Annotated in this window: 1 protein-coding gene (only partly in view); it reads right to left on the bottom strand. The window is 56.1% G+C overall.

Every position in this 19216-nt window falls within one protein-coding gene, locus tag BU251_RS00160, for a peptide arginase family protein (RefSeq protein WP_128698900.1), read on the bottom strand. The gene is 119061 nt long; 82089 of those nucleotides lie to the left of the window and 17756 to its right, leaving coding positions 17757-36972 in view — codons 5919 (partial) to 12324 (complete); reading right to left, the first codon wholly in view occupies positions 19213 to 19215. Both the start codon and the stop codon lie outside the window.

Raw genomic sequence — 19216 nt, 5'->3', positions numbered from 1 at the left:
TACCAGAAGCAAGCCGAGCCAGCCGGCATATTTGATGGAACGATTATGTCTCCTAGCTCCAAACCAAATCGTCAAAGAAGAAACCAGGGCAAAGAGACTGAAGCCGACCGCTTCCTTCCACCCTATCTTCCTGCCAACCTGTGACTCATAGTATTTCGTCCCGTCCAAAATACCCTGGTTGTTGCGCTTGTAGGCATTCTCAAGGGCTGTCTTGTTCTTGTTCTTCCAATCCTGGACCGCCGCCAGCGCCGCGTCATTGTCTGCCTGCGCCTGCGTCACGACGGGTTTGAGGGTCGTCAGGTTCGTCTGGGTCTCCGTGATGGTAAGCGTCGTGTTGGATATCTTGGCGTCGATATCCCGCAGCTCCGCCTCAAGGCCAGCCTTCTCTTTCTCCAGGGCATCCACCTTTGCCTGCGCATCCTGCACCGCACGTTTTGCGGCCTTGAATTCCGTCCCCGTCTTGATGACCTGGGCGCGGTCCTCCTCTGTCGTCGGCACGCTCCACGTCTTGGCCAGGGCGGCCACAACGAGTTTCGGCGTACGGTCCGCATTAAAGAGGCCCCAATATTCTTCATTGGCAAAGTTATCGGCCGGCACGCCGCCATGCGCAAAGCCGCCCGCATCATGCGCCTGCGGATTGCCCGCTTTGTGCCACTCATCGGTAAGAGACATGAACGTGACGCCGCTGCAAATGTTGCGATAGGCATCCGCCTGCCTCCAGATCCTCGCGTTGGCATCTGCCTGCATCTGTTCATCCACCTGGCCGGTCACAACCTGGGCACCGGTGGCATCGGTCTTGACTTCGGTCGTCCTGAAAGAATCGGCGCCGGCCTCGGAGAGGTACATCGGCTTCGTGGACAACGCCTCCCATTGTTCGAAAATGTTGTTGGCCTGCTCGTCGCCGGTGAAGGCCGCCGGATCGTTCCATCTATAGGTATTGATGCCCCAGAAATCAACGGAAGGCGTCGCGGCCAGGAATTCCGGCGTCGGCAATTCTCCGTGCGCCGTCGTCACAGGCAGCTTGCGCAGGCCGGGATGCTGGCCATAGAGGCCGTGGATGGACTTGGCCGCTTTTTCAAGCGTCTGGGCCCACTTCATCTGAGCCTGCTGGACCAGCTCGGCCTTGGTCTCAGGAGAAATATCTTTCGGAATGGTGACGAAGTATTCGGGATGCAAGTTATATTCATTGCCCAGCGACCAGGCGAGCACCGCCGGATGATTGGCAAATTTGTGGATGTAAGCAAGGTAATAACCCGCTGTCTCGGGGCTGGCGCCGACAATATCTTCCAGGCTGAAGCCCACGATGACCTTGATATGGTGCTGCTGCAGGGCATTGAGGACCTGTTCGCTGACAGGCCTGTATGTCCTGACGGTATTGGCGTTGAGCTGGACCAGCATGTTGAGGTCCGGCGCGCGGAAGCCCGTTCCGGCGGTCACGCCGCGGATCTGGAAGACCTCATTGCCGATCTTGATCGTGCGGCCGTCGATGATCACAGGCGGCACCTGCAATTCTGCAGACCTGACAGCCCGATCCCGGCCTGTTGCGCCGGAATCCACATAAGCTGTGCCGTCAAGGACCCTGCCGTTCTGGTAGGCGGCGATGTAGTTCTTCGTTTCATTGGGCATCACGCCATTGGCGACCCTATTGATGCCGGCATTGTATGCCCACAGGACGTTTTCAACCGTCACGGCCAAACCTTTATTCCTGAGCATCGCAGGTATCTGTTTGGTCAGATACCACTTGCCCACTTCCAGGTTCTTGGCTGCATCGAACATCTCATCCCAGGAATACGTGTGCCCGGGATGATTGTCGTTGTAATCCTGCAAGGCATCAGGCATGATCTGGGCAACGCCCCTGGCGCCGGCCGGACTCACGGCAGAAGGATCGCCGTCGGCTTCGACCTTCCTGATCCATCTCCACATCGCCTCAAAATCAACACCGCCCTGGACTGCAGGGGCTTTGACCTCAGGCAGGGCTTTCGGGGCCAGCGGATAGAGGTCTTGGGTCTTATCTTTATCTGTGGCCGGCTGTTGGAGCGTCGGCTGAGTGCGCGTCATCGCGTTGTTTTCCCAGTACGGCTGGCCTTTAGCCAGGCCGTAATCCGCCTGATGGACGCCCTGGGCCAACGCTGCACACCCGACCGACATGCTGGACAAAAGAACAATGGCCAACCCTAACAAAATGCCTCTCCTCTTCCACCCCTTGGCCAAGAACAATAAAGGAAGGGCAAGCAAGCCAAGAGCGCCCACAGCCAAATAGGCGCCCTCGTCGGTCCGAGGACGCTCGTAGCTTTGCTGGATCTGGCGATAATGCTCGTCCGGATTGGATATGTCGGCCAGCGACTGCTTCAATTCCGACTGAAGCTGCTGTGTCTGGGCGTCCATTTTGTACGTTTGGACGTATTCTGTCTGCGCCTGGGCCGCCCAACCGCCCGTCGCAATACCCGTCACAAAGACGACGTTGACCAAAGACAACGCCCATTTCGGCTTCACAACGGAGAATGCGATAAAGGCCGCCAGGCCCACAATGCCGCCCGCCAACCCCCATGTCCCCAGTGCAGCGATACTCCACAGACCTAAGAGATGGACCACGCCAACGGCGATGGCCAGCGTGAAGACGGCCATGAATATGTTGCCGCCGGCCGTCTCCAAGGCCACCTGCCAGAGATTGCTGCGGTAATGCGCCTGCCTGAGCCCATCCTGGGAGGATCTCTGCTTATCCACTCTGCTGTGGATCCGGGCCAGGCGAGGCACCAGATAGAAGGCTGCGGCAATGCTGAAAACGACGATGGCCGATGAGGCAAACAGGCTGGCAATGCCTCCTATGGCCAACGCCGAAGTGAACATCGCAGGAGCAAAGGAAGCCAGCGCCGTGACGCCTCCAAAGATCGCCAGGGCGGCCGCGATCCCTTTGATCACGGCGTTGATACCGATGATCTTGTCGCCGGCCCGATAAGGAATCATGTAGACGAAACCAATCAAGGAGGCGAGCATCACGGCTGTGCCGGCGACGGTAACAAATACAGGCAGGCCTAAAATGGTCAATAAGCCGATGCCGGAGAGGCCGACGATTGCAAAGATCGTCGCCTCCACTATCCTCATCGAATGCTTGTAGGGGACTGTCGCGCTGAAACTCAAATCCTTATGGCCGGCGATCATCCTGACGGCTGCTGCCGCGAAACCAAGGATCACAATCAATCCGGCAGCGAGAACCCCGCCGGCGGCCGGGAGGCCCAAAATGACATTGGCCAACAAGAAGACGAGGGCGCCGCTGGCCAGGTACGGCGCGCAATAAACATAAAGCCCTGAGAGCCACTTGACCACGGCCAGGCCCACATTGCCGGAGATGGCGGCGTTGTCCTGCCCTGATACGCCTTTGACAATGCGCCAGAAATCGGCGTCGGTCCTGTCTTTCATCTGCATCGGCTGGATGACCATCTTCTGTACCATCCACAGAAGCCCGACGCCGGATACGACCAATACGATGGTTGCGGCCAGGAGTATCGGATGCGCCAAAAGCGCCGCCTTGAGCCCCGCGACCCATCCGCCGAAACCGAAGAATGAGGCGATCTTGGCCGCGATGCCGGCCTTCAGAAAATAATATCCGCCGGCCACGGCCGCCGCCGTCCCTACCGCAAAGAAGGCCGCCGAGCGCACCCGCATCCTGCTGAACAACGAATTCGGGGCCCGCGCGGACAACGGCTGGTTTCCTCTGATTTTCTTAATAATGTGTTCATAAAGGAGGATCTCTTCATTCCTGATGGTGGTCTTGGCTGCCAGAGCCAGGGCTTTTTCATACTCCACGGCCGCGCTGAATTTCACCCCGGTCCTTCCTCTCCATCCGGCGTTGAACTCGCGGGCCAGATCATTGATCCTTCTCCTGGCCTTGGCTGTCGCGGCGTTGAATTCCTGCCAGCTAAGCCCCAGGATCCTGAGCGCGATGATGCCGTATTGTCTGACTTCGTCGTCGCTTAACGCGTCGGCCGCCTTGGCCCCCAGCCGGTCCCTTAGCCACTGTCTGGTCCTCTCCACCGTCAAGAACTGGCTGCGCCGCTGCTGATGTTCCTTTTCAATGGCTTCGTAGGATTTTTCGGCCTGCTGTCTGACGCGGTTGGCGGCGATGCGCTGCTCGTTGATGATCCGCCTCAATGCGCCGACGATCGCCTCGACCACCTGTCCCTCGAGAGGTTCTTGCGAACCGCGGCCGATCTGGCTGCCCAAAATCCTCTCCGCTTCGGCCACGACATCGGGATGCTGCCGCGCAAAGATGTCGTCCCCTAAAGACCAATATCTCTGCCAGGTCCCTTTTCTGCGGATCCTGCCGCGGGCCTGGATATCCTCTTCTTCCGAGACATCGCAATACCCGGAATAGCCGTGGATCTGTTCCGCCTGGATATCGATCCCCGTGCCGGCAACATTGGTGACGATGGCGATCAAACCTTTTTCCGCGGTCAACCGCCTCACCAGCTCTTCTGTCTGGTCCTGGTTGGCGGCGGTCAACAGGATGATCGCTTCCGCAGGAATACCCGCTGCAATCAATTTCTCCCTTAATGCCTCGGCGACGGCGGACGCGTAGGCGTGCGCCTTGATAAAGAAGGACCAGCTGTCCTTGTCGCGCCCATAGGTCTCGACGACATCCCGGACCAGCGCCGCCGTCCTCGGGTCATCCGCGCCATCCCGCGGCCTGGCGAAGAGAACAGGGGCTTCGACATCCAATTCAGTATTGGCCGATGCGGGCATCCGGTGGACCGTCGTCTGCGGATCCACTTCCCGGATCTCCGCCTCGGCGGCTTCGCTGATGCTTCCCGAGCAACCGGCGAACAGGATGTTGTTCTCCAGGCGCAGGAGGCCGGCTTCGGAAATCCGCGAAAGCGTCTCTGTCTCGGGCTCGATCTCGCGGCCCTCGAGCGCCGCGATGGCCTGGCCCAATCCGTCGCTATAGCGGCGGCCGACCATGTGCTGCCCGCTCTTCTCGTCGACGATCTCGGTGCGGCCGTCGTGCACAAAATGCCTGAATCCGGCATGGTGATAATAATAGGCGGTCAACGCCTGCTTGACGCGGTGCTGCCATTCGTCGAAGTCGCCGTTGGCCTCCTGAGGCATGTTCGCCTTTAAGAATTCGTCGCCCTTCTTGGTGAACGTGATAAGCTCCTGGCTGTCGTCCTTCGTGTAGTGGCGGTCCAGGACCAGGGATCCGACGATGTCCTTGGCGGCAACGATCATCTGTTTGATGCCTTCCCAACCCTCGACCTGCTGGCCTGAAATGATGTGATCGGAAGATTCGCTGTGGATCTCATCCTTGATGGTCGCCCACTCCCTTGACGCCTGTCCCTGCTCTTGCGTGGAAGAAGCAATATCCGCTTCGTAGCGCTGGTCAAAGGCGAATTCGCTGGATATGCCGTAGAATATCTCGCCGTCTCTGTAGGCGGCCGTGCGTATCTGCTGCGGATCGGTCCCCGCGACCCTCTTCAAATCTCCTGTCGCCGGATCATAAATATAAGTGGCCTTGACCGCCTCTTCCCGGCCGCCGATCGCCCTTTCGGTGACGAAATAATATATCTTCCTGTGAGGCAGGATCTTTCCGGCCATGCGGGCGTTCCTTGCGGCGAGTTCCGGCGACTTATCAAAAACGCGGGCGGCCAAGCGAGGATGGGCCTTGCGCATCGTTTCAAGCACGGCTTCGAGCGACGCGATGATGGAGAAGGATTTTCCAGAGTTCGTGGAAGCCTCGACCTTCCCGCCGGCGGCCATTCTGCGGCTGACTTCTTTCTGGGCGACAGCCTTGTCTTCCCTCCAGGCATCTCCTCTGGAATTCAGGACCCTCTGACCCTCGGCCAATCCTCTTTCTTTTTCGAATTCCGCGGCGATCCTGACGAACACCTGATCAACAACGCGCTCGATCCCAGCCGTATCCGCTGAAGGCGCCTTGTTGCGGCTGACAGGCGACGATACCGTCTTCTGCCCAGCCATCAATGAAGAAGTTAATGAGACTTTGAGGCCAGACCTTAAAGTCTCATTAACGGCAGGCGAGCTGACGGCCGCCGGCTTGACAAACCCGCCGTTGTTCTCGATCTTCTGGATGTGGTTCCTGACGTCAAACGGCAGCTTACCGAAGCTTTCCTGCCACTGCTTGTCGGAGGTAATCTGATATTTTTCAACAAAGCCCCTCAAATTCCCCGGTCCCCACGCGTAAGCCGCGATCCCCATCGCCTGGCGGCCGGCAAAAGAAGCATACGGCGCCATCAAGACCACCAGATACGCAGAGGCGCCTGCCATCGCATAGGTATAATGCTGCGGCCGAACCATCTTGTTGTAAATCTCCCTGGCCAATACAGCTCTCTTCCTGTCGCTATTCAGGAGCCTGCGCGTCGCGGCGTCAGCAACATCCAGGCGCGCCATGCCATTCCAGGTCAAGAGGCCTTGCAAGGTCATCAAGGTGGCGTGTTCATAGGCCGGCAGGTGATTATTGGAGGCATATTCGTTCACGAGGTCTCTGACATACTCCAGGACCGCGCCAATCGCATTCTGTTGGATCTGGACGACGCTGCGGGCGCCTGCGGCCACGCCGACATGAATATCCAGATTCGATTCAGCCCTCATGACCGCAAAGATAAGATTGGCGCTGACTTCGCCGTTGGTCATGAACTCGATCTTCCCTGCGGCCTGTTCGACCTTCTCGAAATCCAGCTTGACTGTTGCGGCTTTTCTGGAGGCAGCGAACACAGGCGAAGCAAAAGGCAGGGAATCAACAGCCGCCAGCGCCGCCGTCAATCCAGCGAACTTCAAGAAGTCCCTGCGGCTGATGCTGGCCGGGCTGGAGGAATCGGCTAAGACAAAAGGTTTAATACCTACCGATGAGGAGCGCGAAGCCTCCTCGAAAGAGGACGTCCCGAGCAAGGTCGAGGGGCTGGAGAGAGAAACCGCATCGCTCGTGATATTGATCTTCCTCGTATGGATCTGAAGGTCCTCGTCCCAAGCCGAAGGCGTGAACTCAAACCGGCTGTTGGCATAACCGGTCTTCTCCATGACGCGGACGAGAGGCGTCTGGAGGACAGCCGGGATCGTCTCAAGAACAACACCATTCTCCTCCAAGGCTTCGAGGGCCGGCACAAGGACGGTCACATAGCTGTCTCTCATCGTTGCGATCTCGATGCCAGGAGACGTGGTCAAGCCCATAATGGCCGCCAGGGCTTCCGGCAATACTGTTCCGTTCATGCCAATGAGTTGCGGATACTGCGTCAAGAGGGCGGAAACCCTTGCATCGCTCAAGCTGCGGCCGTAATCGAAAGCGGCCTGATGCAAGACGGCAATGGTCGGCTGGTTGACGATATGGGTCCTTCTGGCGCGGCCTTGCGTATAGGCGGCCACAATGTCCTTGAGGGCGGCCATCGTGAATGTCCCGATCCCGTTGGCCTTGAGATAATTGACATTGGTTTCTTTGACGTCCATGCCCGCAGGCGTAAACTCGACGGACGTGGAAACGATAAGGATCTTATTGCCCCTTCTGGCCGCCGGATGATATTCCAGGGCCGGGCACTCGGAAGCCCTCGGATTCCAGAAGCCATTGATCTCCGCCGCAACGACGTTCTCCATGCCTTCCTGTTCAAAGACATCGGCAGAGAACACGATTCTCGTCGGTCCGACCGTGTGCTGCAGGCCGTTGAATTTCTCTTCGATGGCGCTCTTGAGCGAAACTCCGGCGGCTTTTGTCATCGGTGAGCTGATCGTCGACGAAAAAGTGTCATCATTCACCGAAGCCGTTGTGACAGGGCGCGCTTCAAGAGAGGCATATCCGCTCGTCAAGGCCCCCGCCAACCCTCTGAAAGATGCGCCTTGTGCCAAATCGGCAAAAATGCTTTCCTGTATTTCGTCTATTGAAACCGGGGCTTCCATGGCCGGCGCTGCTTCTATCTTCTTTCTCCAAGTGAAATCGCTATAGAGGAACGGCCCAAACAACATGCTCGCCATGGCCAGAGCCGGCACGATAGAAACGTCGCTCAGATTCTGAGCATACAAACCTTTGAAGGCAAAATAGAGCGCCGCGACAGAGAGACCGAACGCATTGCTCTTGATGACTTCATATAATGTCGGCTGGGTAGCCTTGCCTTTGAAGGTGATCCTGAATCCTTCTTTCTTGCCTGCGACGGCCGCAAGCGTCCCCATGGCAATCGTCGGAACAACCGTATTGAAAATACCGGTCAGCGACGGGATGCGGCCGACGATCTTAATGGCCTTCGCCGTATTGCCGGCCCTCAATTCGCTGATGCTCTTGGCAAGAATAGGAATCATGGGGCTGCCGTAGATCAACAAGAGGCTGGCTGTCACAGACGGCGTATGCGGCAAGAATTCATAACCGAAGGCAAGTGGAATAATGAAGCCGGCGGTAATATAAGTCGAGAGATGGAGGAAGAGGTCGACCTTCTCCTGCCACTTGAATTCTTTCGACTTAAAGATTTTGCCGGTCCTGCCGAGGAAAAGCTGGGTCGTGCCGAAAGACCACTTTCTGACCTGCTTCTGGAACTCAACAAGGGTTTCTGGGGCCCACTCGCCCGTCACGACATACGGAATATACTTACCGTGATATCCTGCGAGTCTGGCTTCAATGGCCGTATCCAGATCTTCGGAAACAGTGGTACGCCAGCCGCCAATCTCCTCAAGGACACTGGAACGCCAGATGCCGTTGTGGCCGCCGAACGTGGTGAAGCCGTACTTCGTGCGGACGGTCCCGAGGGACCTGCCGATTTCAGTGCCGACAGCCAATGTCTTAACGAGCCTGTTCTCATTCTTGTTGGTCACGACCATTTCAAGCTGGACAAAGCCGAGCTTGCTGTCTGCATAGAATTCCGGCAGGGCCTGACGCAACATAAACGGCAGAATGGTGGAATCCACATCAAGGATCAAGATGAATTCACCACGGGCCGTCTGCATACCGAGATTCAAATTCCCCGCCTTATATCCCTCTGTGCCATCCCTGTGGATAAAGACGACATTCTGGCCTGCATGCTCTTCGGCATAAGCTTTCAGCAACTCATAATTCCTGTTAGGCAACCCGTCCTTTGTCCTTATGTCGGAATTATCGATCACCTGGATCTCAAGGAGGTGTTTCGGATAATCCAGGGCCATCGCTGAATCCAAGGTCATCTTGGCCACATCAAACGGCTCATTACGGCATGGGATCTGGACTGTAATCTTGGGCAGCCCCTGATCGGCCACAGGAGCCAACGGCTGGTACTTCTTGACAAAGACGCTGGCAATGCCGAAGCCCAGCATAGAATAGCTACGCAGGATAGAAAGCACAAACCATGCCGACATCGGAGCAATAGCTGCGAGATAAGGATGATGATTGATGACTTCGTAGCCGGAGAAGGCTGTAGCCACCAGAATCACCGCATAGAGAAGCTCTTTCTGGACAAAGTGGCTCAACCGCTGGCGGCTCTGAACGGCAGCATTCTTCAAGAACGAGGTTGTTGTCTGAAGAGCCGGTGAAGAAAGTGTTACGATTTCGGTGGAATTCGGGGAATTTTCAAGGAGACCAGGTACAAAAAGTCCCTCTATCCGCGAGAAGGGTATTTCTTCGCTGAGGGTATATGTATTCTTGAGATCGCTTAAGCTCCTTTCGGCCTGGATCTGTGTTTCTGCCGCATAAATGAGCCTGCCGGTCTCAAGACCGGTCGTTTCTATCGTGTTTCTATCGTACTTCGCGCTGTCATGGGTGACGAGGGAAGTCCTTTGACCAACCGCAGGACATGATACACCCCGGGCACCTGTCTCACCTACTCTATTAAGATCCTCGTGAGATGCGCTTGCGAGCGTTTCGCTGACCGCAGCATACCTTAATTGAGGCATGCCCGCGATGGAAGTTGGCGTACTCCCATCGATCCTGGCTTCCAGCCCAGTTGCGCCATACAACGTGCCCACGTTAGGCGGCGTGAGTTTCACGGTGGCCAGGCCTTCTGCCTTGGGCGCCACACCTAAGATCGCCCGATCAACTACTGTGCTTCTCGCGCTTACCAGGTCTCCAGAGATCCTTCGATCAGGACAGATTACACTCTGGGCACCTGCCTCACCAGAAATCTCAATATTTCCGGTGACACTGCCTAACTCTTTATCTTCTAAAGAGTTAGAAGAAACAACCAATATTTTGCCGTAACCAGTTGCAGTGGATTCCCATGGGTGATACACCGAACTGGAAGCAGGGATACTTCCAGCCGGCGCCCAAACACCTGGGGATCTGGCAGGAGAAGAGACTCCGTTGACCATGGAAACAAGACCAGCGATCTCCTGGGCCGACGGACCATAGGTAAGAACATCAAGCATCAGCCTTGAAGTAGCAGGATTGCTCAGCAAGAAGACTGATGCGTGATTGCCATATTGAGGTATTGCGCCTGAAGCTGTATTGGTCGCCTGGGCATTGGCCTGGGCAGCTACGCCTGTCGAGATCGGCGCAGGAGGCGTCATAGGAACTTCCTGGCTTGAAGCCGGAGACGCCTCTTCCTGCTTCTTTTGGGCCTCAACAGGCGTCAGGCTCTGCATAGAAACAAGAGGCACATTGACCGCATTGAGCAGTACAGAAGGAACCGCAATCGGATGCAACGCCTGTCTGTCAGACCTGTCGAACCGCGCGGGTCCCTGGAGAGACGGAAGAACATTATGAGGTAAGGCCTCTCTGGAACGGCCAAGGTCAGGCAGTTTAGGCAACTCTGAAGGAGAGCTCAGGGTGCCGCCAAATCCGCCGAATCCCGGACCAAAGCCTGGCATGCCGGACATGACACCAAAGCTCGTGCCTGAGGCAAAGGCGCTTATACCTGTGCCGGCAGCCATGGACAGGGCCAACGGCTGGAGCGCCGGCAACGGTGCCAAGTCAACGACGAGCGGCTGGCTCAACGGCTCAAGTTCTGTGATTGGAACACTCAGGGCATCGATCGTCTCAAGCGCATCCACTTGAAGAGCCGTCAACTCCGGCAGGTCAAGAGAAGAAAGTTCCGCATTGATCGCCGTTACAGACAACGTCGGGAGGGATTCCGTGGAGCTCACAGCAAGCTGTGAAATCGCCTGTGCGGCACGCACCCTGTCTTCCACGCGTACGCCGTAACCGGAGCTTCTCAATGTCTCGCTGATATCGGCGACGGAAGGCCGCGTCAAAGTTGTCGCAGCCGAGGAAATGCCGCGCTCACCGAGGAAAGACTCCAGGGACGCCTGCAGTTTAGTCTCGACCGCATCCTTGGAATACTTTCGATGAAGTTCTCTCTGGGCCTCCTGCAGATAGATCATACCCTGGTTCTGGCCCAGCACATCCATAACGCCCAAAAAGACGCCCTGGGCCGCTCCGTCATAAGCCTGGTAATGGCGGTATATCTCGACGAGCGCGGCGCTGGGCTGACGCCTGATGGTGGCGCCCACATCGACGACGACAGGCGCCCTTGTCAGATCCGGCCGGCCCACGGCATCAGCCGGGATCATGATGTTGTGCCACGCCATATCTTTGACGGTGTAGAGCTTAGTGTCCGTCAAAGGAACCTTATTCACAAAATGGCTGATAAAGAGATTCACCCTCATCCAGGATGCCGTGACGGAACGGATCATCTCCGGAGTCTTGGGGACTTTCTTGTTGGCGATGGTATAGCCATTGATGAATTCTTCGCTATAGGCCTTGAATTCGTCGGTCTCTATCGCCATACCGAACTTCGGCAATGGGACGTTACCCCTGCCGCTGAGCTTACCGAGGTTGGATGTCTCCTGCGGCTGGAAGTCGAAATTGGCCGCGCTGTTGATGGCGAGCTTGAGCGCAAAATCAAAGCTGCGCCCGTCCTTAAGCTCGGCAACCGCCAGATAAACATGCTTCTGGCTGCCGCGGCCATCCTCTTTGATGCGGATCTGCGCGATATCCTGGGGCGAAACCAAAACGCCGTGGATATTGAAGAGGCTCTGAGAAACAAACGCGTCGTGCCCGAGGACTTCCTTGAGAGTCATACGGCGATAGAGGTCCTGTTGGAGTTTGGCCCCCTCGAATTCAACCGGGCCTTTATAAGCATAAGAAAGCGCGGCGGAAGAAACGCCCGGCGCCTGACTCTCAGGAGAAGAAACTGTCTTGCCTGCGGCGACATTCCTTAAAACCGCTTGCGCCTGGGTTGTCTCCATCCGTGCCATGGCACTACGGAACAAACCAAGGTCTATCAGATCCGGCGTGAAATGAGGCGTGCCGTACAGCATGGCGACAGTCCACGCCGGCACAATGCTTTCGGCAACCATAACACGCAGTTCGTCGCGGACAAGGGTGTCGGGAATGAGATCAATGGCGTCAGCCGTTTCCTTGAACGCCGCGATCTGCGCCTTTGTCAACGGCTCGCCCTTAAGCATGTTTTCAGCCGTCTCCTGAAGACCGGCGACCTTCGCGCGCATGTCTGCCATCACAGCCGAAATCTGCGGATCCGTCATGTTGCCGGAGATGCGCACCAACGAAGGAATGATCGGCTGCGCGGCCGAAGACAGCGGGTCGATGTGCGCCAGGCCGGCCACGTCCTTCACCGTCCCGTCACCCTCAACGACGGAAACATTGCCTTCAGCATCCAGATAAGCCGTCCTGTTGATGTCCTTCGCATTCGTCGCCAGGTCGGAAACGATATGATTTCCGGCAACGCCGTTGCGATATTCCAGGAAGCCTTTGATATCCTCGACACTGATGATGTTCAGGTTAACGTCGTGGATATTGGTCTGCGGATCAGAAGAGATAACGGCAACGCGCCAATCAGGACCTTTGATATCGCCCAGTTTCTCCGACAAATACTCGACTTCGGAAAGGATCCTGTCGTTCAACAGATTGCCTGTGCCGCCGACAACGAAATAGTCTTCGCCGCGGTGTCCGCTGGCAAGCAAATGGGCCACCTGCCGTTCTCCCGTCCTGACGTTCCGGGCCATAACAGCCAGGCAGCTATTGAGCGGCGTATACACGATCCTTGTATCCGTGGCCGGCAAGGACAGGGTTGCATCGTTCTGCATGACTGCTGTCTTGGGCCCCTCAAGAGACGTGGGCGAAGAAATATCTTCGGCGGACCCGGCCTTCTTCGACTCCTGTTCCATCAGGCGGCGGGCCTCGTCGGAAATCGTGACGATCGCCGCAGGCCCGAAGTCAACAGGCTTGGTTTCTTCCCAGGCGATCTGTTTGTTTTCCTGCTGCGGCTGCTGCTGGCGGTTCCTCAGGTCAAGCGCCGTCTGTGCGATAGGCGCGATCGGCTGGATCTTCGCAGGCGAAGAAACCGGCATACCAGCCGGCATCAAGACATCGAGCCTCAGGCCGGCGGGAGCAAACTTCTGCAAGGCGTTCCATTGCGCCGCGACCAGAGGTTTCGTCGAAATGGCCTGCGTCAACTCCGACGGCTGGGTGACGAAACTCTTTATGAGCTCTGCCGCTGTCTCATCCGCATCAACGCTGCTGTAAGGCGTCAGGTACTGCTCCATGAATGCGTCCCTGGCGCCAAACACGACCATCAGTTTGCGGTTTTCCCTGCTGGTGCGCGTCGTCTCGTAATCGACGCCAAATTGTCTCTCGATATTCCTGAGCGCATTCTTAAAGCCTTCACCGGCCTGGTTGGCCACCGCGTGGCCGAGCTCATGGCTGATGTGGCCTGTCAGGTCGGAAATACCTTCCTGCCATCCGTTGAAGAACTTCAATTCCCTGGCGGCCCAATCCATCTGGCCGGCCGTGACCGCATACGTCTTGTCTTCTCTCACAAATGTAATGCCTGCCTGTCGCGCCACATCCAGAAGGTCCGGCGTCCTGGCATTGATCTGTCTAAGCGAGTTGCTGATCCTGGAAAGCTCCGCAGCATCAAATCCTTTCATGCGGATGCCGCTGATCTTCGTCTGCGCATCGGCCGCAAACAGATACTCTGGACCAAACGCAGAGATGGCGGCAAACGACAATCCTGCGGTCTTCAAGAAGTCCCTGCGGCTGAGCGCAGCAGGCGAAGAAAGAGTCCTGCGCATATCATAGAAATTCTTATCGGCAGGCGAAGGCGTCACCGCATTTTCAAAAGGATGAGTGTGGACGAATTCGCTGGCGCCCCTGTAAATAAGATTGCCGAACCCGAGCGTCCCCACAGAGGCCTGCGCCAACAGAACGGCCTGCGAATCACCGGCAAAACCGAGCTCCTGGAACCGGCCAAACGCAGAAGCATCCGTCAATATCTGCTGGAGGCCCTGGGCGCCATAGCTGACCAGATGGACGTTATTATTGCCTGCCCCGCGGGTCAGGATATAATCGCTGGCGCCGAAGGTCGTCCCCTCGGGCCTATACAAAGACAGGGCGATCTCTGAAGTGCGCGTTGCTTTTAATGCCCCTATCAGACTCTGTGTCTCGATACGGCTGGCCGGCAGCACAGGGACGATCTGGCCGACCTTCATCGCCGGCAAGACATCAGTCCAAGACCCCTGCGCATTTTCTCTCATCCAATCCATAAATATCTTAATATTGGCCGGATCCGCCAGGAGGGCGTTGGCCTCATCGATCAGGCCTCTATGCTGGCTAAGGGAGATGTCCCTCCGGCCAAACTGCTCCATAACCTGCTGAATCCCTGCCGGCGAAGAAACAACCCCCGGTAATGAGACTTTGAGGCCAGACCTTAAAGTCTCATTAACAGCGGGCGAGCTGGGGAAGAATTCTATGCTGCGTATCAGCTTCTCTCCGGCCAACGCCGTATGCGCGTAAACCGCGGCTTCCTGGACGTCGCGCTTGCCCGCCTCTTCCCTGCTCTTGGCGGCATACGCCGCGAACGGAGGCGTGGCCAGATTCATGATCCTGTCGGTGAATGGATTGGCCGTATAGCTGGCCATGACCTTAAGCTTGCTTTCCTCGCTCCACCTGCTGGAAGGCAAGGCCAAGTCTGTGAGGCCATGCTTGGAAGCACCCTCGTTGGCCAGGGCGCGCAGATACATGGAACCTGTCTGGATATTAAACCTGTCGTTCCTCAAAAGTTTCCAGGCCGCGCTGAGACGCGCGAAATAACCGCCTTCTTCGCCCTGCATCTTCAGGGCCGTCGACGGCCTGATCTGCATCAATCCCACAGAGCCATCCTGCGGGATCACATTGGCATAGAAGCTGAGGAGATCTTCCGTCTGGGCGCTGCCTGAATTGTCGATCTGCTCCGTCAAGGCGATGGCGGCCACGAGAGCAGGATCCAGCTGCAGCCTGTGCGCCGCATCTGCCATGACCCGGACATTGTCGTTCATCCTCATGCGCGCCAGGGCCGTAGCTGCTTTTCTCGTCTGGTAGAGCATCATCTCGGCCAGGCCGCTGTTGGGATCAAGCCGGTAAAGCAGGTCATCTTCCTGTTTCTGCCGGACAAGCTTTTCGAGCCTGTTGACGCTCAGGATATTCATGCCGAAGACGCCGGTATCGATATCGGCCAGGTATTGATAGAGCGGTGAATGCTTCTCTTGAGACGTGCGGCCCTTCAAAAGGTTGACGAGATCCATATCGTTCAGCTCGGGGATATGGACCATGGTCCCGTCTTTCAACTCAAGGACCGTATCTGTGTATGGCGCATAGAAGACGTCGTAATTGACGACGCCCGTTCCCACGGCCGCAGCGACGGCCGCAGCGCCCAAACCGATCTTCAGGAATTTCCTGCGGCTCATCGTCTTGCTGTCGGCATTGCTGACGTTGGCGCCCCTGACGACGTAAACCGGCCTGCTGGCGCGATAATATTGCGCCGGCGAAGAGATGGTCGTGGGCGCGATCAGCGTCGGCAGCACCGCCCGCGGGAACTGGAGGCCTTCTGCGGTGAACCTGGCCTCTTTGATGAGCTCAGGCCTGCTCTGGATCTTGATCTCTGCGCCTTCGAAGATCGCCTTCATGTAGGATTCATCGCGCCTGTTTCTCTGCTGCAGATAGGAGCTTTCCGGCGACACCATGGAGTGCACAAGGATAATGGTCTGCGGCTTAATGCCCTCAGCCTCAAAGATCTCCTTGATGCGCGCGGCGGATTCCATGAAATGATCGCTGCCGAGATGCGCAAACCCAAGGACAGGCCTGTTGTCTTTCGTACCCTCAAAAGCAAAGACCTTGCATCCCGCAAAGCCTGTCGACATGAACTCGGCCTGGGCCATGTCGTTGGTAATCAGGAGCTCTTCCATATCCACATTGCGCGCCTTGATCTCGGCGGGGTTGACGTCAACTCCCTGGACCGGGCCGGCTTCGTCAACATAGAACGCCCTGCTGTAAGCCGCTGCCGACGGCATGGAAACGTCAAGACGGTTGCGGAGCGCCTCGGTGGAACGGCCCAACGGGATCGCCGGTATCTCGACATTGAAGATGGATGCCGGCGACGACTTCGAGGAATCAGGCAATTCAGGCTTGTTCTCATAACGCTGCTTCCAGAGATTCGTTGCAGCCTGGCGGCCCGCCGCCATCTCCCTGTCGGAGACAAGAGCGCCCTTATCCAACCACCTGATCTCGCCTGTCCTGTTGACGATCTCGAAAATAATGTCTTTCTTGTGATTCACGACCAGATCGGGCGCCTGCATGGTGCTGATGACGCCGCTGCCCGGCCGCCATTTGATATATGTCCTCTGGCGGCTCATCTCTTCCAACGAGACATCGTCTGCCTGATGGCCGCTCAGTGTGGTCGTCCTGGCCAAATCAACCAGCTCGATCGCCTCCAATTCATCGGCAGACACACCAGACTCCCTGAGAAGCTTATCAAGCTCTTCCTGCGCCATCTCATTGATCTTCTTTTCGGCAGGCGAACTCAAGCCGGCTAATGAGACTTTGAGGCCAGACCTTAAAGTCTCATTAGAGGAGGCGGAGAGGGACGGAATCTTCATGTAGTTGACCTGCGGGCCGAGATAACCGGCAACTTCGGGCATGCGCCTCTGCAGGTCTTCAAGCGACGTGAACGGTGTTGCCTGGGCCTGGACCCTGATGTTCTGGGCAACATTGACCAAAGCAGCGGGCCGCTCTGCAGCAGGCAGCTCGCTGGCGAATCCTTTGTTCCTAAGCGCATTGACCAGCACATCCACCGGCGCTTCATTAATATTAAAGGTAGCGAGCGTAGCGGATTCGGCCGCGCGCGCTTCCATCAACTTCGCATCAAGCGAACCCGTTAATTCTCTGAGCCTAACCTGTTCCTGCTGTGTCTGCTGGAGCGACGTCACTGATGTCGCAGGCGAGCTGGCGATGTAATCAATCTGGCTCAAGTCAGGCGCAGAATACTGCCGCATCAAGCCGAAGAATTCTTTAACTACACCATAGTTAATATTTGTACTCTCCAATGCGGCGTGCGCAGCTACGGTCGTTATCGTAATGTGATTCAGTGACTTCTGATCCTGAGGAATACGCCCTAAATCCAAGAAAGAAGAACCAACTGGCTTCTTGGTAATAGCATCGAATAGAACAACTCCACTAAGAACTTCGCGGCTCTTAAGCGGCGCACCATTATAAAACTCACCGAGCAAGCTATTCATGTTGCCACTGCCCATGAGTGCCATCATGTCAAATGGCGTTAACAACTCCTCAAATCTTGCATCAAGTCTACGCATCTCTTGGAGATGAGCACTACTCGCCACATCCAAATCTGTAAAAGTATAGTGCGTATGGACACGGCCGTAGAATCTTCCATCTTCAAACGAATTCCTGAAAAGAGTCTTAAGGTCAAACTCTGCGGTTGGCAAGAAGAAGCGCTCCGAGCTTAAGGTTTCAACAGGAATTGGAGCATCCAAAACCCTGACATTTCCTGCGCGCTGACCGTTCTTATCAAAATAGGGTGCCTCAAAGAACACATCCGGCGATAAAGTATCATATCCCCTATTAACAATAAATTCTCTAATGCGGCCATTGATCTCTTCATCAGAAAGCTGAGATACGTCTCCGCCGTTGAATATCTTCGCTCTTGCTTCTTCGGTCAGCAATCTATGCATGGGTCTATCCAAGACCAATCGTGACTGCGGGAAGAACATGGTTACTTCCTGGAACTGGCCTGGCTGCGTCCCGAGAGTGGAGGCGATCAACTTGAGACCCAACTGATTAGAGCCAAGCTCAACAGCGGGCATGACTCTCATCCAATTGACTCCGATTTTGTCAAAATCAGACGGCTTAGCATCAACGCCTATGACAAGCGACGGCGTCACAAGATGTGTCAATTTCTGTGAATTATTCAAACCAATAAAATAGCCTCCCACTTCGACAGGTCGACCGAAACGAGAAACAAAACTTCGCAATGTCGGAATAGTCTGCGAAATAGGATAATCAGGCCCGTTAAGTTTGACTTCTCCTGTTCTCTTTTCCCTCCCAGACCACCAGCCTGTTTCCACAAAAAATATCTGCGGCGAAATGCCAGAAGAACCAAGATCAGCAAACCTCGCAGGAGAACTCAAAGAATCAATAGCATATCCTCTCTCGTCCTCATCGCTGATAGACGATGGGCTTTGCAATGTAGGCAAAGTAATCTGCTGAGAAAGTGCATTTAAAGAAACAGGCTGTAAGACTAAAGAAGAGGCAATGGTAGTCGGATTATAAGAAGAAGTCACATCTATTTCGTTCGTAAACACAGAGCGTGAAATAAGAGAGGAAATGGATGACGTCACCCCCGAAGGCCTCATCGGCTCTAAAGCAAGAGAAACGCCCGTCCCAACGAAGCTACCCCTGTTGCCAAAAACAGGTCTTCCTTTTGAAATATCTCCTGTCTCTTGAGGATAACCCTCTCTCCCCACCCCTCCTTCTCTTTCGCCCTTAGGAGTCGAGGGTCTATTAAAATCAGCAAACCTGCTACTAGTACTATCATTCTCTGGTGCGCCGGTCCGTTCTCTTTCTAAACCAAATCCATTACTCCTAGCAATGGGCATTTCACCAAAGTCAGCGAATTGTCGCGCAGGCGCAGGCTTCGGAGAACCATCGGGTGAAGTCGCTTCATCCATCTTCGGCGGATTGCCGGCATCAGTCAAATCCTTCGGGCCGCCGCCAACCATGGCGATCTTAGGCGGATTGCCGCCTTCCAAAACCTTGGGACCACCCCATCCGCCGCCTGCGAGAGCATGCGGCATGCTGGAAGCGATCAAAAGCTCGGATTCCCTGATGCGGCTTTCCATGAGTCCGGCGTCGAGCCCTGCGAGCAATCCTCTCAACTGCGCCATCTCCTCAACGCCCTGTCTCAAGGTCACGACAGGCGAACTATACGCTGTGACCGCCACGGCAGGATTGCTGCCGATCGGCCCTTCCATAGGC

Origin of the sequence: Candidatus Velamenicoccus archaeovorus (assembly GCF_004102945.1) — a bacterium.
Classification (GTDB): Bacteria; Omnitrophota; Gorgyraeia; order Velamenicoccales; family Velamenicoccaceae; genus Velamenicoccus; species Velamenicoccus archaeovorus.
The sequence above is the reverse complement of the archived record's forward strand: the minus strand, read 5'-3'. Positions and strand labels throughout refer to the sequence as shown.